This window comes from bacterium 336/3, assembly GCA_001281695.1.
GTDB lineage: Bacteria > Bacteroidota > Bacteroidia > Cytophagales > Thermonemataceae > Raineya.
Genome location: LJIE01000001.1, coordinates 3,410,764 through 3,434,887 on the forward strand (window position 1 = coordinate 3,410,764; position 24,124 = coordinate 3,434,887).

A 24,124-nucleotide genomic window follows, 5' to 3' on the forward strand; every position below is an offset into this window, starting at 1 on the left:
TTACTCCCACAAAGGATAATGTTTCAAACTTACAGTTTCTCCAAAAAATAGTTGTGTCGTTGTTTCAAACGATTGTGTATAATCTGAAACATAAAACTGACTTGTTCCTTTATTTTCTTGTGTATTGAGCATATTTTGCATTTCGAGTAAACCTCTCAGTGAGCGAGCTACCACAGCCGAAGAGTCCAAAACAGCCACTTTCCCTTCATAAAACTGCTGAATAGATTGCATAATCAGTGGATAATGAGTACAACCCAAAATCAGAGCCTCTATGCCTTCTAATGTGGGATTAGTGAGATAGTCAGCAATTACATTGTTTAAAATATTTCTTTCAGCATAACCTTCTTCAATCATGGGAGCAAGCAAAGGCGTAGCCAGCGATTTAAGTGTTATCCCCATTTGCAAATCATTGATTTTCTTGGCATAAACATTAGAATTAACGGTCTGTTTTGTACCTATCAAACCTACTGTTTTTTGAGCATACTGTTCTGCCACAAGGCTCACCATCGGATCTATCACATTGAGGACATGGGCTTTGCTACCTACATACTCTTTTAGAAGTTTGTAAGCTGCTGCAGAAGCTGAGTTACAGGCAATTAAAATCACTTTACACTCTTGCGAAAGCAAAAAATTTGCAATTTTAATAGAATAAGATTGAATAGCCTCTGTAGATTTGTCGCCATAGGGCAAGTGAGCTGTATCTCCAAAATAAATAATATCTTCATTGGGTAACAAGTTTCGTACAGCCTTCATCACTGTAAGTCCACCAATACCACTATCATAAATGCCAACAGGCTTTTGGTTTTTGAGCATAAAAAATTTTATTTAGAAAAAAGAATTTAGACATAAGAAGCAAAATTGACCATTATCAACTCTTATCCATTTTCTCATTCACCATTTAGCATTCATTTTATATTCCTATTCCAAATGCTATAATTCTTGTATCTTGTGCTTTACCCGATTGGAATAAGGTTTGTAAATCGTATTTACCAAAAAATCGTATAAATTTATATTTTGCCTCTAATTGCACCCCATACCGAAAACGATTGATATAAAAATCTGAGAAAGTTTTATTCTCTACACTTTCTCCATTCGCATCTTTATAACGCAATTTTGTAAAACTTGAAATGGTAAAATCTCCATATGCTCCTAATCCTACTCGCCAGTTTTCAAAAGTTTTGTAAACCAAAATAGGTACACTCAAATTGACAAGTGTAAGTTTATTTCGGGTTGGTTCTTGAGATGCTTGTAGCCATACCAATTCAGTAGCTGTTTTACTTGGATATTCATTTCCATCAAAACGTAAGTTATTCCAAGAAAACTCCAAGCCTACTCCCAAACTAATAGCTGCTTTTTCAGAGCTAATTCTGTGGCGATATTGCCCACCTAATGCCCAAAAACGAGAACTCATAAGTTTTGTAGGGTATGTATTAGGGCTAAGTGTATTGAAACCGAAAGCAAAACGAGGGACAAATGTCCGAAAGTTTTTTTTGTCGTTTTCTTCTCCTTTGTAAATTTCATATTTACGCTTGCCGTTCTCAGTGTACCAAATAGTGTCTTGAGCAACTGCTACACCCAAATACAAGATATAAAAACAAAGGGCTAAAAAATATTTTCTTTGCATCTTCATAAAATTGTTGGTAAAATTAAGAAATTTGATAAACATTCTACTGAATAGGAATCTATTTTATTTTTTATGGAATTTTTACCCACACTCATTGCTCAATACTCCGAAGACAATACAAGCCTAGAGCCTGATTATCTTCAAGAACTTGTACGAGAAACACATCTAAAGGTGTTGATGCCTCGTATGCTTTCAGGGCATTTGCAGGGCAGGTTTTTATCTATGATTTCCTATTTACTTGCTCCCAAAAGGGTTTTGGAAATAGGTACTTATACGGGCTATTCAGCTTTATGTCTTGCAGAAGGCTTGCCTATTGATGGAAAAATTATCACTCTTGACATCAATGAAGAATTAGAAGGTATTGTTACAAAATATATTAAAAAAGGTGGCTTTGAGGGTAAAATAGAATATAAAACGGGGAATGCTTTAGAAATTATTCCAACACTTCAAGAAACGTGGGATTTGGTATTTATTGATGCAGATAAAATCAATTATTTAGAATACTATCATTTGGTATTTGATAAAGTTCGTTCAGGTGGGTGGATTATTGCCGATAATGTTTTGTGGAGTGGTAAAGTTGTAGAAGAGGTAAAAGCCAATGATAAAGATACAAATGCTTTATTAAACTTTAACAAGTTTGTGCAAGAAGACCCAAGAGTTGAAAATATCTTATTGCCTATCAGGGACGGATTGATGATAGCTCGAAAAAAATAAGAACACAAAACCTTCAAAAGTTATGAGAATATTGATTATTGGTGGTGGAAACATGGGGAAGACCTATGCAGATAATTTTATTGCAAATCATGCAGTAAAACCTGAAGACCTTCATATTTTGGTACATCGCCCAGAAAGTGTAACACATTTTCTATCTTTAGGCTTTAAAAATGTATATCATGAAGTAGGTGAATACATTAGAAATATGGAATTGATTATTCTTTCTGTAAAACCTCAAGACACAAAAGAATTATTTCCATTACTTGTACCTTTTATACATGAAAAACAGATGATTTTGTCTGTTATGGCTGGTGTGAAAATGGAAAATATTCAAAAAGCTTTGCCACAAATAAAAAAAATTGTGAGAGCTATGCCTAATTTACCCTCCATGATTGGAATGGGGATGACAGGATTTACTTCTACTGAAAATGTAAATAAATCAGAACTTTTTTGGATACATAACTTACTCAATACCACAGGAAAATCTCTATATTTTGATAATGAAAACCAGTTGGATGCTGTAACAGCTATTTCGGGTAGTGGACCAGCTTATGTTTATTATTTTATGGATGCCATGATTAAAGCAGCCATACATATGGGATTTACACAAAATCAAGCTGAAGTGCTTGTAGAACAAACTTTTTTAGGAGCAGTCCACCTTAAAAAAAGAAACGACCTTACCTGCCAAGAATGGATACAAAAAGTAGCTTCCAAAGGTGGTACTACTGAAGCTGCTCTCGAACGTTTTGAAGTTTTAGAAGTAAATCAAGGTATTGAAAAAGGGTTGGAAGATGCTTTTAAAAGAGCTGTAGAGTTAGGAAATTAATCAAAAACTTATGAACCAGAGAACTGCATATATCATTTCTATTATTTTTCACCCTTTATTATTACCTACTTTGGTAATGGGTGTGCTTTTATATTTATCACCTACTCTTATTTCTGTACCCAATAAAGATTTAAGACTTTTTTTATTACAAGTAGGTTTCAGTTTTACTTTCCTAATACCTACTACTTTTATGGTAGCTATCAGAAAATTTAAAGTTATTAGTAGCCTTAGTTTACCTGATAGAAAAGAAAGACGTTATCCTTTTGCTATTATTACAGCTATGTATATACTGACAGCATACTTATATTGGGTGATTACGCAAAGGACACACCTTGACCATCGTTTTTTTGTTGTATTTGCAGGGATTTGTATTTCACTCTTGACACTAACTGTTATTACATTTTTTTATAAAATCAGTGCTCATTCACTTGCTATGAGTGGAGTGTTTGGGGGAATGTTTGCTTTGGCTCTTAAGTATTCAGAATCTTCGTTGGCTATTCCTTTGGCTTGTACAGCCTTATTTTTAGGTTTGGTCATTACTGCCCGACTATCTTTGAAAGCTCACGATATAAGTGAGGTAGTATGGGCTACATTAGTAGGATTTTGTTTGAATGCCCTAATTATAGGTATTTTTGCATAGAGCCATTAAGCTACAACCATTTTCAATACACTCAAAAGAGCTGTACTTGCTAAAAAGATTTTCAAGAAAACTAAATTTTGGGTCTGGATGGAATCTAAACGTTTCATAACTTTTTGATTTATTTGTTTTACATCTATAAGACACCACTACTCGGCTGGAGGTTGCATAAGTTTTCATCTTTTTTTTATTTTTTCTGAAAAATATTAAAAAAACCTGTAATTTAAACTGTACATCAAGTTTTTAGAAAATACTTTGAAGCATTCTCAGAAAAAATATTAAATTGCGTGTAATTTTTTCAATCGTTTTATAAAAGCTATGATTAAAATTTCTAAAGAGTTTAAAGTCGGTTTACTGGGTCTTATTTCCCTAGCAATGCTGTACATGGGTTTTAATTTTTTAAAAGGAAAAGATTTTTTTGCAGGGAGTCATTATTATTATGTGATTTATGATGATGTAAAAGGACTTGCTCCTGCTAACTTGGTTCGTGTGAATGGAGTGGCTGTGGGTAGAGTGTTGGATGTTCGTTTTATGCAAAATAAAAATCCTAAATTGAATGGGAAAGTACTTGTAACCATAGACTTAAGCCAAAAAGTAAACATGGGAAAAGGTACAGTGGCAAATCTTAACAGTACACTTTTGAGTGGAACCATGATTGATTTACAGTTAGATACAAAAGAGCCTTATGTAGCCTATGATGATACCCTAAAGTCGGCTGTTACACCTGATATTATGGCTTCTGTACAAGAAAAAGCTACTCCTGTACTTGCCAAAGCAGATAGTGTAATGGCTAAATTGAATAGTTTATTAGGCGAATTTCAAGGGATTGGAACAACCAGTAAAAATACCTTAAAAACTTTTGAGCAAACAGCTAAAACTTTGGACGCCATGTTGGTTTCTAATCAAGCAAATTTGCTTGCCACCACAAGTAACTTCAAAGATCTTTCAGCAAATCTAACCCAAACTTCTAAGGAACTTCCTGTTCTAATGAAAAAGATGAATACATTTGCTGATTCTTTGAACCGTTTGCAGTTTGCCAAAACACTCGAAAAAGCAGATAAAGCTGTTGGAGAGCTCAATACACTGCTTGGAAAAATGAATAGAGGAGAAGGAACCATGGGAGCTTTGATGAAAGATGCAACCCTTTATGACAACCTTACAAAAACCACTGCTGAACTCAATAAACTATTAATTGATTTACGTCAGAACCCTCAAAGGTATATAAGGTTAAGATTATAATTTAGATATGGCCATGAAGGTTACTCATCTTATTTCTGATAAAGTTATTACTGTAGAAAATTTTCTAACAGAACAAGAATGTGATGAATTTATCAGTTTAAGCGAGAATTTAGGTTTTGAAATGGCAAAAATAGATATAGGTAGTCTGATGCCAGAAGTAAGGAATAATGATAGAGCCTTTTATAAAAGTACAGAATTAGCAGAAAAATTATTTACAAGATTACAATTTCACGTTGTTCCTAAAATTGGTAATAGTAATGCAATAGGTTTGAATGAGCTTTTTAGAATTTATAAATACCAAAAGGGACAACAATTTAAAGGACATCAGGATGGTAGTTTTATTAGAAATGATGTAGAAGCAAGTTATTATACATTTCTGATATATCTCAATGATGGCTATGAAGGAGGAGAAACTATTTTTCTAAAACATAAAATTATCCCAAAAAAAGGAATGGGTTTAATTTTTTTACATAAATTGTATCATGAAGGTGGAGAAGTTTTAAGTGATATCAAATATGTAATGAGGTCTGATGTTATGTATCGTTTAGAACAAAATAATGGTTGATGCTTTTTGACGAAAACCATATTATTTCAGCTTGTAAAAAGCAATGCCCAAAGGCTCAAAAGCAACTTTATGAACGTTTTGCTTCAAGAATGCTTGCTGTAGCTCTACGCTATTGCTCTGGCAGACTTGAGGCTGAAGATGTTTTACAAGAAAGCTTTATCAAAGTATTTGACCATATAGATACCTTTCGAAAAGACTGTACCCTTGAAGCTTGGATTAAAAGAATAGTTATCAATACAGCTCTTAAACAAAATAGAAGCAAACTTTATCTATTTCCAGCCTTAGATGTAACCGATTTACCAGAAACCTATCAAGAAAGTAGCGAACTGCTTAACTATTTTCATTATGAAGATTTGTTAGCTATGGTACAACAATTGGCTCCACGATATAGAATAGTTTTCAACTTATATGCTATTGAAGGATATAACCATCCTGAAATTGCGGAATTGCTGGGTATCAGTGAAGGAACATCAAAATCTCAATATTCGAGAGCTAAACAAATTTTAAAAGAAATGATTGAACAAGAAGCCTTAAAACAAGGCATTATACATAATAACGAAAAATTAAGTATGTAAAATAAAAATATGTAGCTTAAAACTACGTTTTATATAATATTGTGAGACTATGAATTTTGAACAGGAATGGCGAGATAAAATGCTTTATGCAAATGTTGCCCCAAACGAAACAGTTTGGGAAGGTGTTGCATTGCATTTAGCTCAAAAACGTAAAAAAAGTCATACAAAAAAATGGATATTTTGGTGGGCTGCTGCCATGTTTCCGCTATTTTTAGGGGATGGACAGTTTTTATGGTTTTCCAACGAAAATACAACTCCTCTTACTCAACAACAAAATGAGACAGTAACTATTCATCAGCCTCAAACGCTTACTACCAATACTCCTACAAAAGCAAAAAATATTATAATTAAAAAAGAACCATTACCTACACACGAAAATAAATTGGTATTTGTTGCTTCCGCAGATTATGGTTTGGAATCTCAAAAAATATTATCTAAAAGGCAATCAGAAGAAAAGCCCTTAGAAGTTTTAGGTAAACCTAAACAAAGACGTTTTTGGATGCAAACTTATAGTTCTTTAGAACAAAGTTTTACAAAATTTGATTTTCATTCATTAGTCCCTACTGCAAGCCGTAGCCCTTTTGTAAGTCCTGCGATTGCTCAGGTAGAAAAAAGGGTAAAAGATGAATTAGCAAGTTATACTCCTTTAGTTTCTTGGAGATTAGGTATTGATGGAGGCTATCAAATCAACCATCACTGGTATGTAACAACTGGGTTGCACTTTACTAGAAATATTGCATCCTTAGATGTAAATGCACAAAATAAATATCCAGAAATAGCTAAGTTTTATGGTGAAATCCCTGTAACGCCCATTCCTATTGCAATAGCAACCATTCCAACAACTCCAAATGTAGAATCTATTGTTACAGAGGATCAAGATATGTTGATAACAACTTTTATGGCTGTTGCTGAACCTAAAAGCAAAAAGTTTATTCAAAAAACAGATTATATCAGTATTCCCGTAAAAGTAGGTTATCAAATACAGAAAAATCGTTTTCGTTATGCTTTAGCCTTGGGTGCGGAAGGTAGTTATTTGCTCAACAACTCGTTTAGCTCTCAAGAAGAACAACTCAATCAAGTAGTAAAACACCTAAATCGTTATCAAGTATCTGCTTTAGCCGAAATTTCAGTAGGAGTATCTGTTTCAGATAAAGCTCTTTTGCATATCTCTCCAACCTTTAGAAAATCATTAAATTCTCCCTTTGCAATCAACTCTCCTTTACAACAAACACAAAACTTTACTATAGGGTTATCAGGTGGAGTACAATATCGTTTCTAATATTTTTTTAGCGTATTTATCTTTTGGCAAAGTAATTGCCTACACACCCTCAAACAAACTCTATTTATTTTATGAAAAAATCATTACTCACTGTTTTTGCAATTATTTTTGTAACGTTTGCATTTGCACAACAAAGCCGTTGCCCGCGTCCACTTTCTTCAGCAGAGTTTAATCAAAAAAAGCAGTTGCTTACTGGCAACAATGAAGGGCGTAAACTGCAAGCAGCTATCAGACTCAGCCAAGAAAGTTGTCTTACTACCAATCAAGTAAAAGATATTGCTATGCTTTTTAATGATGAGTATAGCCGTTTAGATTATACTGAAAAGGCTTATGCAACTGTTTTCGACCCTGAAAATTATTATGAAGTCTATGACGTATTTACAAAATTCTCTATGGCAATTCGTCTATACGATTTTTTAAATGGAAAAAACACTTCAACTCCTGTAAATCCAATAACTCCTGTAAATCCTGTAAATGGAGAGTATCCCAATTATAATTATCCTGATTTTGCAAGCTATTCAGGAACCAAAAATTGTGGTTATCCTATTTCTGATGTTACTTTTGAGGCTTCTTTGCGTGGTATAAAAGGACAAAATGAGGCTAATAAATTAAATCTTTTAAGACAATTTGTACAAAACAACTGCCTTGCAACAAGCCAAGTGATGAAAGTTGCAAGTTTACTTAGTAGTGAGGTAAATCGTTTAGATGTATTACGTACTGCATACGAACATATTTATGATGTAAATAACTATTCTTCTGCAAATCAGGTATTTCAAACTAAAGCCAATCAGGATCAATTTATGGCATTTTTGAATGGAAATGGTTCTACAAACCCTGTAAATCCTACAAATCCGACTGTATGTAAGGTAGAAGATGCCGAATTTAATAATGTACTGGTGGCAATTCGTAGAGAAAGCAATATTTATAATAAGTTTAATATCACAAAGAATATCACGAGAAATTATAATTGTTTTTCTATTGACCAAGTAAGAACTCTTGTAAAAGATTTTAGTATAGAGAGTTATAAATTAGATATGGCTAAATATTTGTACGATTATACTAATCCTGCTGAACGCAGACAATATTTTATGGTAGGAAATGAATTTTCATTCTCAAGTACAAGAACTAACTTGAGCAATTTTCTTGCAACCAAAGGAAATTAGAACTTATTTTTTATTTATAAAAGAACAAAAAAGCCTTTAGAAATCTAAAGGCTTTTTTGTTTGTATCATATTGAACAATTTTTATAATGTTCTTTTTACTTCTCTTTGTTCAAATACTTCTATAGTATCACCAGACTCAATATCATTGAAGCCTTTGATGTTCAAACCACACTCATAATTAGTTTTTACCTCACCTACATCATCTTTAAAACGTTTAAGTGTTTCAAGTTCACCTGTGTGTACTACAATACCATCTCTGATGATACGTATTTTACTTTGACGTTTGATATAACCATCTGTTACCATACAACCTGCCACAGTACCTACACGAGAAATCTTAAATACTTCTCTGATTTGTAAGTTTCCTACAATCACTTCTTCTATTTGTGGTGCAAGCATACCTTCCATCGCATCTTTTACTTCGTTGATTGCATCATAAATAATAGAATACATACGAATTTCGACTTGTTCTTGCTCTGCTAATTTTTTAGCACCATTAGAAGGACGAACTTGGAAACCAATGATAACGGCATCAGAAATAGTTGCTAAGTTTACGTCTGTTTCTGTAATCTGTCCAACACCTTTCTGAATTACATTTACTTGAATTTCTTCAGTAGAAAGTTTTAGTAACGAGTCAGCTAATGCTTCTACAGAACCATCCACATCTCCTTTGATAATCAAATTCAACTGTTTGAAGCTACCCAATGCAATTCTTCTACCAATATCTCCAAGTGTTAAGCGTTTGGTTGCTCTGATACTTTGTTCACGTAAAATTTGTTCACGTTTGTTAGCAATTTCCTTGGCTTCACGCTCTGTGTTCATTACTTGGAACTTATCACCAGCTTGTGGAGCTCCACTCAAACCAAGAATCTGTACAGGTGTTGAAGGCCCTGCTTTTTTGATAGGCTTTCCTATGTGGTCTGTCATTGCTTTTACACGACCATGTAAAGCTCCTACTAGTATAATATCTCCTACTTTTAATGTTCCTGATTGAACAAGTATGTTGGTAACATAACCACGTCCTTTATCAAGTGTTGCATCAATTACAGCACCCACTGCATTTTTATCAGGATTTGCTTTCAGATCAAGCATTTCTGCTTCTAATAAAACTTTTTCTAAAAGTTCATTGATACCTTGTCCACTCTTAGATGAAATGGCTTGACACTGATACTTTCCACCCCAATCTTCCACCAATATATTTTCAGCAGCCAATTGTTCTTTCACTTTATCTATATTTGCACCAGGTTTATCAACTTTAGATAGAGCTATTACGATTGGTACACCCGCCAATTGAGCGTGGTTGATAGCTTCTCTTGTTTGAGGCATGACACTATCATCGGCAGCTACTACAATAATTGCTACGTCCGTTAGTTTAGCTCCTCTGGCACGCATTGCTGTAAAAGCTTCGTGTCCAGGTGTATCTAAAAATGTGATTTTCTTATTATTTTCAGTTGTAACGCTGTAAGCTCCAACGTGTTGGGTAATTCCTCCCGATTCTTTTGCTACAACGTTTGTTCTACGAATATAGTCCAAAAGCGATGTTTTACCGTGGTCAACGTGACCCATTACAGTTACAATAGGAGGACGATTGACTAAATCTTCTAAAGCATCTTGTTGTTCTTGAATGGTTGCTTCAATTTCTTCTTCTGCTGAAATAAATTCAACTGCATATCCAAACTCATCTGCAATAATCGTAATCGCTTCTGCATCAAGGCGTTGATTGATAGAAACAAACATTCCCAGTCCCAAACATTTAGAAATTACTTCGTTGATAGAAGCATTCATTAAGTTTGCTAAATCACTTGCTGAAATAAATTCTGTTACACGAATTGTTGAGTTATCCTCTGTAAGACTATCTTCATTTTCTCTTTCTTTCTTGAGAACTTTCTTGATAGATTTTTTCTTCTGAGTACCCATTCGAGCAAAAGTAGCCTTGATTTGGTCTTGAATTTCCTTACCAGTAGGCTCTTCTTTATCTACACGCTTCTTTTTATTATTGTTATTATTAGTATTTGTATTGTTGTTTGTATTAGTATTGTTATTCGTAGTAGTTGTTGTTGTTGGATTAGTCTTTTTAACATCCTGATTCCCAGTTTTATTAACTGGCGTTTCAACAGCTCTATTTTTCTTAATACGTTTTCTTTTCTTTTTCTTATCACCTTTTGTATCAGAAGATGCAACAGGTTTGCCTTTCTTTTTAGAAGAATCAAAAGGAAGTTGTATTTTGTCTAAAACAGTCAATCCTTTGAGTGTTTCTGCTTTTGCTTTGATAAGCTCTACAGGAATATTTTCATCCTCTTCTACTGTAACTTTTTTCTCTACCACTTCTTCTTTGATAGGTTGTTTTTCTACTTTTTGGAATTTTTCTACTTTCCCTTTATGCTCTTCTTTTTTGAAAGTATTTTCTTTCTTTACTTCCTGTACAACTTCTTTTTTCACTTCTGCTACTATTTCTTTAGGCTTTTCTTTATCCTTATGGAAGTTCTTATTGAAGTCTTTGTTCTTATTAAAATTATCTTTTTTGATAAAATTTTCTTTTTCTTTTTTGACTTGTACACCTTTCTTATGAGCATCTAAGTCTATTTTTCCTACAATACTCAAACCAACTTTTTTCTCAGTTTCTTGTGTATTGTTATCTTCTGTTTTGGTTACAATCTCTTCCTTTTTTGATACATCTACAGAAGGGATTACTTCTTCTACGGGTGTAGTTTCTTTTTCTTCGGTGGGTTGTGCAACTTCCTCTTCTTTTTTCTTTTCAGGAGTCTTTGTATTTTTCACTTCCAAAGTTTTAGCAACAAAGCTCTTGTGAGTAGCTTCTTGCTTTTCCAACAAAGAAGAGCGAAACTCCTTTTCTAAAACTTCAATTTGCTTTTGGTTGAGTTTGAAGTTGGGGTTGTTTTCTATGGACAAACCTTTGGCAGCAAGTGTTTCAACTATTTTGGTAGTTGCCACATTAAAATGCCTTGCAGCTTGGTTTAATCTCATTGTTTTTTCTTCTGACATAGAGTAGATGTTCGTAATAATCTATTGGTTTTAACGGTAAGAGATTGGTATTTTTCTTAAAGAAAGTGCAAATATAATGTTTTTTTAGGATTGTAGAAATTTTTTATTCAAGAGATAAATATATATTTTATAATATTCTTTCTAAAAAATGTTATTTTTTGAATAAACATTTAATTATCAGATATTTATATTATTATTTTTCAGGAGCTTATAATACAAAGCTCCTGAAAAATAGTATTTTATTCTTCTGTTTCGTCTTCTTCTTGTTCTTCAAATTCTCTTTGAATAATTTCTAAAATTTCATCTATTTGTTCTTCTTCTAGGTCTGTTCTACGAATTAAATCGTTTCTGCTGAGAGCAAGTACACTTTTGGCTGTATCCAAACCTATTTTTCTAAGTTCATCAATCATCCAACCTTCTATCTCATCATTGAATTCATTAAGGTCTATATCTTCTTCATCCAATTCAGACTCATCAATATCTCTCCACACATCTATTTCTTTTCCAATCAATTTACCTGCTAACTTAATATTCAAGCCATTTTTACCAATAGCAAGTGATACTTGATCCGGTTTAAGATATACAGATACTCTTCCATTAGGCTCAATCTTAATAGAACTGATTTTCGCAGGGCTTAAAGCTCTTTGAATAAAAAGTTCTAAATTATCTGTATGATTGATAACATCAATATTTTCGTTATTTAACTCTCTTACAATGGAGTGGATACGAGAACCTTTCATTCCTACACATGCTCCTACTGGGTCTATACGCTCATCATAAGATTCTACTGAAACTTTAGCTCTTTCACCTGGTTCTCTTACAATTTTCTTGATAATAATTTGTCCATCAAATACTTCTGGAACTTCTTGCTCGAATAATCTTTCTAAAAACTTAGGTGATGTACGAGATAGAATGATGCGAGGAGCACCATTGATTAATTCTACTTTTTCAATTACAGCTTTAGCTGTTTCACCTTTACGAAAACGATCTTTAGGGATTTGTTGACTCTTGGGTAATAACAACTCATTACTTTCAGAATCCATGATTATGACATCTTTTCCAACAATTTGATATACTTCGCCTACAATCACTTCTCCAACACTATCTTTATATTTTTCGTATAAATTTGATTTTTCTAAGTCTTTGATTTTCTGAATTAAAGTTTGTCTGCCTGTCTGAACTACTCTTCTTCCAAATTTAATAATATCAATTGGTTCTGCAAATTCTTCACCCACTTCAAAATCTGATTGTGTTTTTTTAGCTTCCGAAATTGCAATAAAATTGGGATTAACAGCTATTTCTGGATCATTATCTTCTACAATTTGTCTATAATGGAATATTTCCAAATCTCCGTTGGGATTGATAATAACCTCAAAATTATCATCAGTGCCATATTGCTTACGAATCATGGTTCTGAAAACTTCTTCCAAAACGCTAATCATTGTGGGACGGTCAATGCCTTTTGATTTGGCAAATTCCATAAATGATTCTGTAAGCTCTTTGTTATTAACCATATTAACCATATTGGTACAATTTTAATATAAGAAAATCTATTGATGTGTCAGTTGTTGCCAACTGTCTTTATTCAGAGTTTATTTAAAAGATATTAAGACTTTACTACCTACTATATTATCAAAATCAATATTTTCAGTTAATAATTCCATTTTTTTTCCTTTTCCTTTTTTCTGCTCAATGGAGATGGTATTATTTTCTATTTTGGTCAGTACTCCTTCTACGTTTGTATTGTCTTTTAAGTTCACAAGAAGCGTTCTACCAATATGCTGAGGGTATTGTCTGAGTAATTTAAGTGGATTATCAACTCCTGGTGATGACACTTCAAGGTTATAGGCTGTTTCAATCAAGTTCATTTGTTCAATATAATCGCCTAAAGCTTTGCTTGTTTTAGCACAAACGTCAATATTTACACCATTATCGCCATCTAGGAGAACTGTAACTCTCTTTTTTTCTTTGAGTTGTTTGATTTGTACATCTACCAAAAAATATTCTTTCTCTAAAATAGATTCTACAATTTTGGTGATTTCAGATTCTAAATTCATGGTTATTTTTATTAAAAAGCAAAAATAAAAGGGGACTTTGCGTCCCCTCTTGGTTAAGAGCTATCATTTTTCTGACGCAAATTTAGCTATATCTATCAGAAAAACAAATTTTTTTAGTCAAAAAAATCTAAAAAGTATTTCAAAAATATTTATTATATTTGCTAAACATAACTAAATAAAAAAGGTATGAATGTCTTAAAATGGTCTTTTAGAGCTGTTATTTTTGTGGTTTTGCTAAGAGCATTTGCCAAAGATACTGTTGTTTATCAAGCCATTGCCCCTGTTACTGAGCCTATTTTCGAAGCTTGCTTTGAGCAATTAGCCAGTTTATGGGAGGATTCTACCCAACAAAATTCATCTAATAACACCAAAACTGATAATAACTCTAAAAAACAGGAGGAAGTGGTATTTTTAGAAGAAGAAGATGAAGCTACGTACGAGAAAGTCCAAGAACCTGATGAGATTTTGCCTTGTGAGAGTAAAATTAAACATGTGACACATCAACAAGATTGGCAAGATTTACAAAACAAAACTTTCAAAGCTAAATTTACGGTTTTGCCACAAGTGGCTTGCCAAGCTGAGAGTTTTAGAGAAAAACTGCCTGAACCTGTTTCAGATGGTAGTGTGAGAGATTATTATGGAAAGGTGTACTTGCAACTCACAAAGGATAATAAAGAAAAAATGCAGAAAATTTATAAAACCTTTGCTAAAATCAGGGAGACACGTAAATTGACTGAGAAACAGTTTGCTGAAATGGTTGTAAGTTATGTACAAAGTATCCCTTATGTACTTGTGCATCCAGAGTCTTGCACAAAAGCTCGTAAATGGGGTGGTTTTTTTGAAGAATATCATGATGAAGGCAAGGAATGTTTACCTGAAATTCGTTTTGGACTTACTTCTCCATCTGAATTTATTTATAATTTGAAAGGTGATTGCGACACAAGAAGTGTATTTTTATATACCGTTTTAGCACATTTTGGTTATGATGTTGCTATATTTGTCAGTCAAACACATTGTATGTTAGGAATTAATATGCCTGCTCATGGCGATTTTATGAAATACAAAGGAAAAAAATATTATTTTTGGGAAACCACCGCCAAAGGCTATGCAATGGGTGTTGTTGCTCCCAACTTCAAAAACGAAGTCTGGCATTTTGCCTTAGTACGCCCTTCAAAAATCTAAATTTCAAAGAATTTTCCTTTTTTTCATTACAAATTAATTTTATACCAACTATCTTTTTATTTTATGGCTCGTATTCTTACAGGTATCCAGAGTTCGGGAAGACCTCATTTGGGCAATTTATTGGGGGCTATCTTGCCTGCCATCGAAATGTCTAAAAATTCAGCAAATGAATCTTTTTTCTTTATTGCTGATTTTCATTCACTTACTACCATTAAAGATGCTAAAGTACGTATCGAAAGTACAAACGCAGTAGCTGCTGCATGGCTTGCTTGCGGTTTTGATACAGAAAGAAATTTTTTCTATCGTCAATCTCGTCTGCCCGAAGTTTGTGAACTTACATGGTATCTCAATTGCTTTACACCATATCCAATGCTTGCCAATGCTCATTCATTTCGAGATAAATCAGAAAATTTAGCAGATGTGAATGCTGGTTTGTTTGATTATCCTGTGCTAATGGCTGCTGATATTTTACTTTATGATGCTGAATTTGTACCTGTGGGCAAAGACCAGCAACAACATTTGGAAATCACAAGAGACATTGCTCAAAAAGTGAATTATCATTACCAAAAAGAAATTTTTGTAATCCCTCAAGCCAAAATTAGTGAAGATGTAATGATTATACCTGGTACTGATGGCAGGAAGATGAGTAAATCTTATAATAATTTTATTGACATCTTTTTGCCTAGTAAAGAACTTAAAAAACAGATTTCAGGTATTGTTACAGATGCTACACCTCTTGAGGAGCCTAAAAATCCAGATACTTGCAATGTATTTGCATTGTATCGTTTGGTAGCAAGCCCTGAACAGATTGCAATCATGCGAGAAAATTATCTGCGTGGAGGTTTTGGTTATGGACATGCAAAACAAGAGTTACAAGCTGTTTTGGAAACCAAATTTGCCAAAGAAAGAGAGCTTTTCAATGAGTATATGCAAAATCCTGAACAAATTGAGGGGATTTTAAGAAAGGGCGAAGCCAAAGCCAAAGAAATTGCTTTGAAAACCCTTGATAGAATCAGAGAAGTAACAGGTTTTAGAGGATAAAATATATATGTTACAAGTACAAGCATTACAGGTAGGTTACCCTCAGAGAGTATTGTTTAAAAATATGCATTTCTCTTGTAAAAAAGGGCAACTTACTTGCCTGCTTGGGCGAAATGGAGCAGGCAAGTCTTCCTTGATTCGGGTTTTGAGTGGTCTGCAAACCCAAACAGCAGGCGAAATACTTATAGAAAACGCTCCTTTATCAAATTTTAAACTCCAAGATATTGCCCAAAAAGTAGCCATTGTATTGAGTGATAAGCCTCAAACAGAATATTTAACAGTTTATGAAACTGTAGCTTTTGGTAGAACTCCCTATCTTAATTGGCAGGGAAAATATAATTCAGAAGATAAAAAAATTATTGAGAAATCCCTAGAAATAACACATCTACAAGCGTTTTCTAACAAATATTTACACACTCTCAGTGATGGTGAACGCCAGCGTGTCATGCTTGCCAGAGCTTTGGCTCAAGATACTCCCATCATCATTTTAGATGAACCTACTGCTTATTTGGACGTTTTCTATCGAAAACAAATGATGAGTCTTCTCAAAAAAATAGCCATAGAGCAAGAAAAATGTATTTTGCTCTCTACTCATGAAGTAGATTTGGCTTTAGAACTTGCCAACCAACTGATTTTGGTAAATTTGAAAGGAGAATTTCAATGTTTGGAGAGTTGGCAACAAGATAAAGTGTATGATTTTTTAGAAATATAAAAAAGTTTTGTAACACATTTTATTTTTCTTGTCTAAGAGTTGTTCACTTAAAAATTTAAAATAATATGGCAACTCTTAGTTTAAAACCCCTTGCATCAATTTTCGTATTCAGTGTTGTACTGATGGCTTGTAATTCTTCTGAGAAAGTATTTATTACCCCTTTGAAAACAGCAATTACCAGTTCTGATAATCATGTACTTGTCATTACCAAAGTTAAAAAACCTTGGTATGCTTGGAGAGGATTGGTGGCAGGTAAAATGGAAGAAAGTATCCCTGAGTATCAGGCTATTCATGGATTAAGTAAGAAATTTTATTCTTTTACTGCTAACCATAATTACTTTGGAGGGATTTATCTCTGGAAAGAAAAAACAGATGCAGAAAAATGGTTCAATCCAACATGGTTTGAACGAACAGAAAAAAAATATGGAAAAAAAGGAGAGGTTTTATATTATACTATTGAGAAAGTAACTGAATATGCAACTCCAAACCAGCCTAAAGGAAGGTTTTGGGCTGTTATCAGTGATGAAAATAGTGTAAACAGTGAAGCCAAAGGGCTTTTAACTCTATTAAGTCTCAAAGATGCTCAAAATAAGTCTTGTTTTTTGAGTATTTGGCAAAATGAAGATTCGGCAAAAAACTATTTTAAAGATTCAAAACAAATTCATGAAGAGTTTGATATTCCTTTGATCATTACGTGTTCTAAATAAATATAATCTATGTTATTTTCAACTCATTATCAAGATATTTCTGATAGAGAACTTATTGAAGCTTCTCTATCAGGAAATAAAGTAGCCTTAGAAAAACTGATAAAAAAACACCAAGATTACATTTATAATGTAGCTCTTAAGTTTTTTCTTAATCCAGATGATGCTTTGGATGCAACCCAAGAAGTATTGATTAAAGTTATGACAGCTCTTCAATCGTTTAAGGGTGATAGTAATTTTAGAACTTGGCTCTATCGTATTGTTTTCAACCATTTTCTTAATTCCCCAGAAAGAAAAATGGAAAAACTTGCTCTCAAAAGCAACGAATACCCAATAGAAAATATCATGGAAAATGAAAATGTGTTTAGCGAACAAGAAATCGAAGAAGTACGCATTTTATGCTCTTCTGCCATGTTGATGTGTTTGAACAGAGAACAACGACTGTTATACATTATAGGTGAAATTTTTGGTGCTGATCACAATATTGGTGCTGAATTGTTTGATATTTCTCCTGCCAATTATCGTATTAAACTACACAGAGCAAAATCTGATTTATTAAATTATGTATCAGGAAAATGTGGACTAATAAACCCGAATAACCCTTGTCGTTGCCCTAAAAAAACCAAAGTATTAGTAGAACAAGGCATTGTGGATAGACAAAATTTACGATTCAATACTGATTATCAATATAAAATCAAAGATATTGTAGAAGAACATAAAGACTCTGTCAGTGATAACATTAAATTTGAATTGAAAGATTTATTTCTAAATAGTCCGTTTCAGGTAAAAGAAGAACTAAACAAGCTTTTGGATAGTATTGTAAGATGACTTCAATAGTACTTTATTCATTTCTAAGAGAATTTATTTAAAGGTAACTTTATGGGATTTTAGGTGGAGTTTTCTTGACAGGTTTATCTATGGTTTTATCTTCTGTTTTAGATATAGGAGTTCCTTTGTCCAATGCCAGAAAAACCCCTAAAACAAGTCCTATTAATATCCCTGCCATAGTAAAATATGCTGTCATATTACCACTAATATCTTTCTCTACAATTCTTGTTTTTTCTTTATATTGTTTTTTTTTCTGGTCATATTTGAGTACAGTTTCAGTGGGACGAGTATCTACTTCAAAAAACATACCCACAGCAAAGAAAACTATCCCCATCAGAATACTTGTACCTATACTATAACCTACGATTTTCAGAATATTCATAGCAATATTTATAAAGATTGATATTTATGTCATAAAAATAATTACACAAAAGTTCATAAATTTTTGTGTAATTATCAAAAAAATTATGGTTTGATATTTTGAGGTGGAACCATTTACCTTTTATAAAATCTTGTTTACAGAAAACAATCCATAAGAGTATTTTTAAATGAAGAAATTCGTTTTAATTTTTATCTTTGTTTCATTTTCAGATGATTCTTATCTTGATTTTTTTTTAAAATACATGCAAAATATCGTAGTGTTTGTCCTTTTTATCATATTTTTAGTTTTATCCATCATTCATTTTTATTGGGCATTTGGTGGTCGTTGGGGCTATGATACAGCTTTACCAACTAAAGAAAACAACGAAAAACTGATACAGCCTGCTTTTTTAGAGTGTATTGTTGTGGGTGGAGGACTTTTAAGTTTTGGTTTGATTGTACTTCAAAAAGGAAAAATCATATCGTTGTTAGATTGGAATTGGCTGAATCAGTACGGTTTATGGATAATTATTTTTATATTTTTGGCTAGAGCCATTGGAGAATTTAAGTATGTTGGCTTTTTCAAAAAAGTAAAAAATACTGAATTCGGGAAAATGGATACCAAGTTTTATTCTCCTCTATGCTTGTTTATAAGCATTTTAGCTATTATTTTAGAGGTTTTTAAGACTTCATGATTGATCATACTGACATAAAACAAGTGATTCATTACATCAGTGAATTGTATTCTCCCATCTCTGAGGCTTGTATCACTGATTTATCATCTGTTTCTAAAATTTTATCCTTTGATAAGCCTACCATTATTGTAAAAGAAGGACAATTTGCTAATAAAACATACTTTATCATAAAAGGCTGTGCAAGGGCTTTTTATTTAAAAGATGGAAAAGATATTACTGATTGGCTTGCCTTCGAAAATGATTTCATTTCTGCTATCAATAGCTTTTTTTTGGATATTCCCAGCCCACATTATATTGAGGTATTGGAAGCATGTGAACTTCTAGAATTTTCAAGAGAAGATTCTCTGAAACTTTCAGACAAATATCATGATTTTGAAAAATTGGCAAGCAAAGCCATTACTCGAACGCTTTTACAATTACAACAAAGAGTTGTTTCCATACAGTTTGAAACAGCACAACAACGCTATGAAAATCTTTTGACTATTAGGCCTGATATTACACAACGTGTCCCACTTACTCACATTGCTTCATTTTTAGGTATTACATTAGAAACTTTAAGCAGAATTCGTAGCCCAAAAAATCGAATTTGATATAAATCAAATGCTTTAATGTTGCTTTCTCCGACATTTGTCAAAACAACACACAAGTATTATGAACGCAACCCTTATTTCAGCTAATGTATTGGTATTCATTACATTTATTATACATACCTTTATGGGAGATAAAGAGTATATGCACCTTGAACCTGACCAAACACAAGAAACTCGTTTCAGGGTTTATTGGTCAATGGGGCGTGGGGCTTTTCATATTGTTTCTGCTGATTTTCTTTTAGCTACTGTTTTATTAGGATTGGTAAATTTTAGCAACTTTTTTCAAGACAAAACACTCATTTTAAAACTTTTATCTCTTTATTTTTTAATGTATGGTGTTGGTTTCTTTTTAGCATTGGCAGTTTCTAAAAAATTCCCCAAAATATTTATTATCATGTGGCAATGGATATTGATGCTTGTAATTTCAGGACTCATTTATTTAGGGATAGAATCATAAAATTTTATGAATAGAAAAGTCATCCATCATTTTTCAGGTATTTTTATTTCCCTATTTGTAGGAATACATTTATTCAATCATGTTTGGAGCATTTTGGGTGCTGAAAAACACATTGTGTTGATGAATTCGTTAAGAGTGATTTATCGAAATATCTTTGTAGAAGCATTTTTACTGATAGCTGTATTGGTGCAAATTGTTTCAGGTTTAGTGTTATTTAGAGAATCTAGAAAAACAGCATTTTCCTTCTTTGATAAATTACATATTTATTCAGGGCTTTATTTGGCTGTTTTTCTTATTATTCATGTCTCAGCTGTCATGACAGGGCGTTTAGTATTAAATTTAGATACTAATTTTTATTTTGGTGTAGCAGGACTCAATACGTTTCCTTTCAATTTGTTTTTTATTCCTTATTACGGATTGGCTATTTTTTCGTTTTTTGGACATATTGCAGCTATTCATTCAAAAAAAATGAAAAAAATAATTTGGGGTATATCTCCCAAACAACAATCTATAATAATTTTGGTTGTAGGTTTTTTAGTTCTTACTTCAATTTTTTATGGGGCAACCAATGGTTTTCAAGGTGTAAATATTCCAAAAGAATATAAAGTATTGATAGGCAATTAAATACTTGGCAGGGATTTTGATTAATATAATTATGTAATCTTAAATCTCCACACTATGAAAAGGCTTATTTCTGCAATGTTGTTTATAACAATCTGTACACTCTCATTTTCTTGTAGCCCTCGTTGTCATACAAGGAAAGTATATTATGTATCTCCTACCATGCGTTAATATTTGATAATAATTTGATGCAAAAAATGTTTATTTAAACTGTTAATGTTTATATTTACATACTTTGTCATCTGATTATTAATGTAAAAAATATATGAGTTTGGATTTATTGCTTGCTCAAAAAATAACTTATGGACTTACTCCTGCTTTGGCTGAAAAGGTACGTAAAATTGGGTTTCAGAGTTATTTAGAAAGCCAGCTATCCCCCAAAGAATCCGAAGATGCTCTATATTTTCAGAAATTTCAAAGTACTACTTATACTATTGAGCAAAATAAGAAGCAAGAAACCAGAAATTTTACTTGTCTTAAATTATCTGCTCAAGAGTTATTTTCAAAATTCAACAAACCTGATGTAAAAGAAAAAAATTTACCTGCATTTGAGGTGTATGCAGATACTTGGCTAAGAGCATTGCATAGTGAGTGGCAACTCAAAGAAATGATGGTTGAGTTTTGGCATAACCATTTCAATGTAAGCATTTTAGCTGATGAACGGATTGCTATTTCACTTCCTCTATATGATGCAACCATTCGTAAACATTGCTTTGGAAATTTCAGAGTGTTTTTGGAAGCTATCGCCAAAAGCCCTGCAATGCTTTATTATTTAGACAATTACAATTCAAAAGCCAGTCCTGCTAACGAAAACTATGCCCGTGAACTCTTTGAATTACATACCTTAGGTGCTGAAAGCTACCTAAATCATTTGTATAATCGTTGGAAGGAAGTTCCCAATGCTCTCCAAGAAAAACCTATTGGCTATATAGATGAAGATGTTTATGAGGCTGCTCGATCTTTTACTGGGTGGACAGTTGCAGATGGCTCTGATAATCAGAAAGGAGGTAGATTCCCTAATACTGGTGAATTTTTATACTTTGAGGGTTGGCATGATAATTATCAGAAACGTGTTTTAGGAGTAGAGTTTCCTCCAAATCAGCCTCCAATGGCAGATGGATTAAAAGTTTTGGATTTAGTAGCAGCTCATCCATCCACTGCTAAGTTTATTTGTACCAAAATTTGTAGAAGATTTGTTTCTGATAACCCACCAGAAAGTCTTATCAAAAAAGCTGTGGAAGTGTGGCAAGCAAATCTGAAGAATCCTCAGCAAATCAAACAAGTTCTATGGACAATTCTTACCTCAGAAGAGTTTAAAGAGAGTTCAGGCAAAAAAAGCAAACGTCCTTTTGAGTTGTTTGTCTCAACGTTAAGGAGTTTACAAATTGACATTCAACCCAATCAGATGTTGGTTTATTTACTTGCTCAAACAGGTCACACACCTTTTATGTGGGCAACTCCCACAGGGCATCCTGATGTGGCTACTTATTGGCACAATCCAAATTTTTTACTTACCAGATGGAATAGTCTGATTGCTCTTATCAGTGAAGATTGGCATAAAATCACAAAACCACTAAACTTACAAATTCCCCCTAGCATTAAAACACCTAAAGAAATAGCTCAACATTGGCTTAGTAAGCTCTTACCTATTAAATATAGCGAACCATTACTACAAAAATGTGCCAATTTTATTGCTGGAGGAGGTGATATAGATGAAGAACCCGTTTTTTATGATGACAGAGATAAGAATCATAAAATTATGAATATGATTTTATTGATTACCATGAGTCCTGAATTCCAAATTAGATGATTTTATGAATAGACGTGATTTTCTTATAGGTTGTAGTTCTACTGTAGCTGTTTCTGCATTAAGTTCTTTTGAAACTTTTACTTTTTCAGAGCAAGATAATAAAGATATATTCGTACTAGTATTTTTAAGAGGAGGTTGTGATGCTTTAAATATGGTGGCTCCTATCAGTGATAAAAATTACATTGATGCAAGGTCTCAAAATTTACGCATTACAGAAACTGGCGAAAACAAAGGCTGGTTATTAAAAAACACTCTCAATCAATTAGATTTTGCTCTTCATAAATCTGCTAAACCTCTATTTGATCTTTATCAAAATCAAAATTTAGCAATCATTCATGCCTGTGGGCTACCTAATGGCACTAGAAGTCATTTTGATGCCCAAGACCTCATTGAAAAAGGTATCACAAAAAAACAAAATATCAGTGATGGATGGCTTGCTCGCTATCTAAATCAAAAACAGTTAGATGGAGCTATTCCAGCATTGGCAAGTTCAAATATACCTCTTTCATTATTGGGTAGCTCACAAGCTATTTCTATGAGCAAGCCTCAAGATTTTAATTTAAAAGGAGACCCTCGTCTGAAAGGTTTACTTAAAAGTTTATACAATGGAGATACATTATTAGATAAAACCGTACAAAATACGCTCAAAAATATTAAAACTATTCAACAAAAACAGCCCAAAGAATATATATCCTCTACAGATTACCCCAATGCTTGGTATGCACAAAGCTTTAGTAATTCGCTCAAAACAATAGCCCAAACAATAAAAATGGATGTAGGATTACAAGTAGCTACTGTCGATTTTGGAGGATGGGATACACACGAAAATCAGTCTTGGACATTTGATTTGCTCACCAAAGCTTTATCTGAAGGATTAATGGCTTTTTATAATGACTTATCAGGATATCATAACAAGCTTTCCATTTTAGTGATGAGTGAATTTGGCAGACGTGTAAAAAGCAATTATAGTAATGGTACAGACCACGGATTTGGAGGAGTTATGTTTGCTTTGGGTAAAAATGTAAAAGGTGGGAAAATGTATGGTAAGTGGAATGGTTTAGCCACTGAACAACTTGATAATGGAGTAGATTTGGCTGTTACTACAGATTATAGAACTATTCTTGGAGAAATTTTAACACAAAGATTAAACGTACCTGGTTCAGATTTAAAGAAAATATTCCCTGATTTTAATTTATCCAATAAATTAGGTTTTATTAACTAATTCACCCAAGAATATTTTTTTTAACAAATATAAGAATATGAAATACCTGTATTTCTAAAGTTTTATAAATTAAACATTTAACTCTTTTTTAATTTTTAGCCTATCATTTGTATTTTAATTAGATAATTGTATATCTTGTTATTAAATTAATGTTAAAAAATAAAATTTTATTAAAATTAAGTTTATAAAAACATAACAAAACCTTTTTCTATAAAATCAA

General features: G+C 32.7%; 23 protein-coding genes and 2 pseudogenes. 19 read left to right on the forward strand and 6 right to left on the reverse strand.

Annotated elements, in window-relative coordinates; all coding sequences use genetic code 11:
- Both AD998_16065 and AD998_16070 read right to left on the reverse strand, forming a co-directional pair.
- Nucleotides 1-813 carry a glutamate racemase gene (locus AD998_16065; GenBank protein ID KOY87452.1) on the reverse strand — a complete coding sequence of 271 codons (813 nt, stop codon included), beginning with the start codon at nucleotides 811-813 and terminating at the stop codon, nucleotides 1-3.
- 97 nt (nucleotides 814-910) lie between these two features.
- Nucleotides 911-1,666 (reverse strand): hypothetical protein, encoded by a 756-nt coding sequence (locus AD998_16070; GenBank protein KOY87453.1) that lies wholly within the window; start codon nucleotides 1,664-1,666, stop codon nucleotides 911-913.
- A 30-nt stretch (nucleotides 1,667-1,696) separates the two neighbouring features.
- Here AD998_16070 and AD998_16075 point away from each other — a divergent pair, with 30 nt between their 5' ends.
- The 8 genes from AD998_16075 (at nucleotide 1,697) to AD998_16110 (ending at nucleotide 8,622) form a co-directional block, all read left to right on the forward strand.
- A complete protein-coding gene (locus AD998_16075; GenBank protein KOY87454.1) occupies nucleotides 1,697-2,338 on the forward strand; it encodes a methyltransferase in 642 nt (213 codons plus the stop codon).
- A gap of 22 nt (nucleotides 2,339-2,360) precedes the next feature.
- Nucleotides 2,361-3,164, forward strand: a complete 804-nt coding sequence (locus AD998_16080) for a pyrroline-5-carboxylate reductase (GenBank protein ID KOY87455.1) — start codon at nucleotides 2,361-2,363, stop codon at nucleotides 3,162-3,164.
- An 82-nt stretch (nucleotides 3,165-3,246) separates the two neighbouring features.
- The gene (locus AD998_16085; GenBank protein KOY88251.1) at nucleotides 3,247-3,804 is read left to right on the forward strand and encodes a hypothetical protein; all 558 of its coding nucleotides are present in this window, start codon (nucleotides 3,247-3,249) and stop codon (nucleotides 3,802-3,804) included.
- Between the two features lie 318 nt (nucleotides 3,805-4,122).
- Nucleotides 4,123-5,040, forward strand: a complete 918-nt coding sequence (locus AD998_16090) for a hypothetical protein (GenBank protein KOY88252.1) — start codon at nucleotides 4,123-4,125, stop codon at nucleotides 5,038-5,040.
- A gap of 13 nt (nucleotides 5,041-5,053) precedes the next feature.
- Complete coding sequence (locus AD998_16095; GenBank protein KOY88253.1) at nucleotides 5,054-5,605, forward strand: hypothetical protein; 552 nt, start codon at nucleotides 5,054-5,056, stop codon at nucleotides 5,603-5,605.
- Nucleotides 5,605-6,180 carry a hypothetical protein gene (locus tag AD998_16100; protein ID KOY87456.1) on the forward strand — a complete coding sequence of 192 codons (576 nt, stop codon included), beginning with the start codon at nucleotides 5,605-5,607 and terminating at the stop codon, nucleotides 6,178-6,180. Before AD998_16095 ends, AD998_16100 begins: the two co-directional genes overlap by 1 nt.
- A gap of 49 nt (nucleotides 6,181-6,229) precedes the next feature.
- On the forward strand, nucleotides 6,230-7,459 hold the full coding sequence (locus AD998_16105) for a hypothetical protein (GenBank protein KOY87457.1): 1,230 nt from the start codon (nucleotides 6,230-6,232) through the stop codon (nucleotides 7,457-7,459).
- A gap of 71 nt (nucleotides 7,460-7,530) precedes the next feature.
- Nucleotides 7,531-8,622, forward strand: a complete 1,092-nt coding sequence (locus tag AD998_16110) for a hypothetical protein (GenBank protein ID KOY87458.1) — start codon at nucleotides 7,531-7,533, stop codon at nucleotides 8,620-8,622.
- Between the two features lie 81 nt (nucleotides 8,623-8,703).
- On the opposite strand, the gene AD998_16115 is transcribed toward AD998_16110, so the two are convergent.
- The 3 genes from AD998_16115 to AD998_16125 form a co-directional block, all read right to left on the reverse strand.
- Entirely contained in the window at nucleotides 8,704-11,625 is a 2,922-nt protein-coding gene (locus tag AD998_16115; GenBank protein ID KOY87459.1) for a translation initiation factor IF-2, read from the reverse strand.
- 239 nt (nucleotides 11,626-11,864) lie between these two features.
- Nucleotides 11,865-13,139, reverse strand: a complete 1,275-nt coding sequence (locus AD998_16120) for a transcription elongation factor NusA (GenBank protein ID KOY88254.1) — start codon at nucleotides 13,137-13,139, stop codon at nucleotides 11,865-11,867.
- Nucleotides 13,140-13,217: 78 nt separating this feature from the next.
- Nucleotides 13,218-13,682 carry a hypothetical protein gene (locus AD998_16125; GenBank protein KOY87460.1) on the reverse strand — a complete coding sequence of 155 codons (465 nt, stop codon included), beginning with the start codon at nucleotides 13,680-13,682 and terminating at the stop codon, nucleotides 13,218-13,220.
- Between the two features lie 186 nt (nucleotides 13,683-13,868).
- On the opposite strand from AD998_16125, the gene AD998_16130 reads away from it, so the two are divergent.
- From AD998_16130 to AD998_16150, 5 genes and pseudogenes are all read left to right on the forward strand, one after another.
- Entirely contained in the window at nucleotides 13,869-14,864 is a 996-nt protein-coding gene (locus AD998_16130) for a hypothetical protein (GenBank protein ID KOY87461.1), read from the forward strand.
- A 63-nt stretch (nucleotides 14,865-14,927) separates the two neighbouring features.
- Nucleotides 14,928-15,905, forward strand: a complete 978-nt coding sequence (locus AD998_16135; protein ID KOY87462.1) for a tryptophanyl-tRNA synthetase — start codon at nucleotides 14,928-14,930, stop codon at nucleotides 15,903-15,905.
- 7 nt (nucleotides 15,906-15,912) lie between these two features.
- Nucleotides 15,913-16,548: pseudogene (locus AD998_16140) on the forward strand (hypothetical protein).
- Between the two features lie 134 nt (nucleotides 16,549-16,682).
- Nucleotides 16,683-17,324, forward strand: a complete 642-nt coding sequence (locus AD998_16145) for a hypothetical protein (protein KOY87463.1) — start codon at nucleotides 16,683-16,685, stop codon at nucleotides 17,322-17,324.
- Nucleotides 17,325-17,333: 9 nt separating this feature from the next.
- Nucleotides 17,334-18,149, forward strand: a complete 816-nt coding sequence (locus AD998_16150; protein ID KOY87464.1) for a hypothetical protein — start codon at nucleotides 17,334-17,336, stop codon at nucleotides 18,147-18,149.
- A gap of 49 nt (nucleotides 18,150-18,198) precedes the next feature.
- On the opposite strand, the gene AD998_16155 is transcribed toward AD998_16150, so the two are convergent.
- Nucleotides 18,199-18,531, reverse strand: coding sequence for a hypothetical protein (locus tag AD998_16155; protein KOY87465.1), 333 nt, complete (start codon nucleotides 18,529-18,531; stop codon nucleotides 18,199-18,201).
- Between the two features lie 241 nt (nucleotides 18,532-18,772).
- On the opposite strand from AD998_16155, the gene AD998_16160 reads away from it, so the two are divergent.
- From AD998_16160 to AD998_16185, 6 genes and pseudogenes are all read left to right on the forward strand, one after another.
- A complete protein-coding gene (locus tag AD998_16160; protein ID KOY88255.1) occupies nucleotides 18,773-19,204 on the forward strand; it encodes a hypothetical protein in 432 nt (143 codons plus the stop codon).
- The gene (locus AD998_16165; GenBank protein KOY87466.1) at nucleotides 19,201-19,794 is read left to right on the forward strand and encodes a cAMP-binding protein; all 594 of its coding nucleotides are present in this window, start codon (nucleotides 19,201-19,203) and stop codon (nucleotides 19,792-19,794) included. The genes AD998_16160 and AD998_16165 overlap by 4 nt, the downstream gene beginning before the upstream one ends.
- Nucleotides 19,795-19,855: 61 nt before the next feature.
- A complete protein-coding gene (locus AD998_16170) occupies nucleotides 19,856-20,251 on the forward strand; it encodes a hypothetical protein (GenBank protein ID KOY87467.1) in 396 nt (131 codons plus the stop codon).
- A 6-nt stretch (nucleotides 20,252-20,257) separates the two neighbouring features.
- On the forward strand, nucleotides 20,258-20,875 hold the full coding sequence (locus AD998_16175) for a hypothetical protein (GenBank protein ID KOY87468.1): 618 nt from the start codon (nucleotides 20,258-20,260) through the stop codon (nucleotides 20,873-20,875).
- 451 nt (nucleotides 20,876-21,326) lie between these two features.
- A pseudogene (locus AD998_16180) lies at nucleotides 21,327-22,682 on the forward strand (hypothetical protein).
- 4 nt (nucleotides 22,683-22,686) lie between these two features.
- A complete protein-coding gene (locus AD998_16185) occupies nucleotides 22,687-23,904 on the forward strand; it encodes a hypothetical protein (GenBank protein ID KOY87469.1) in 1,218 nt (405 codons plus the stop codon).
- Nucleotides 23,905-24,124 lie beyond the last annotated feature (220 nt).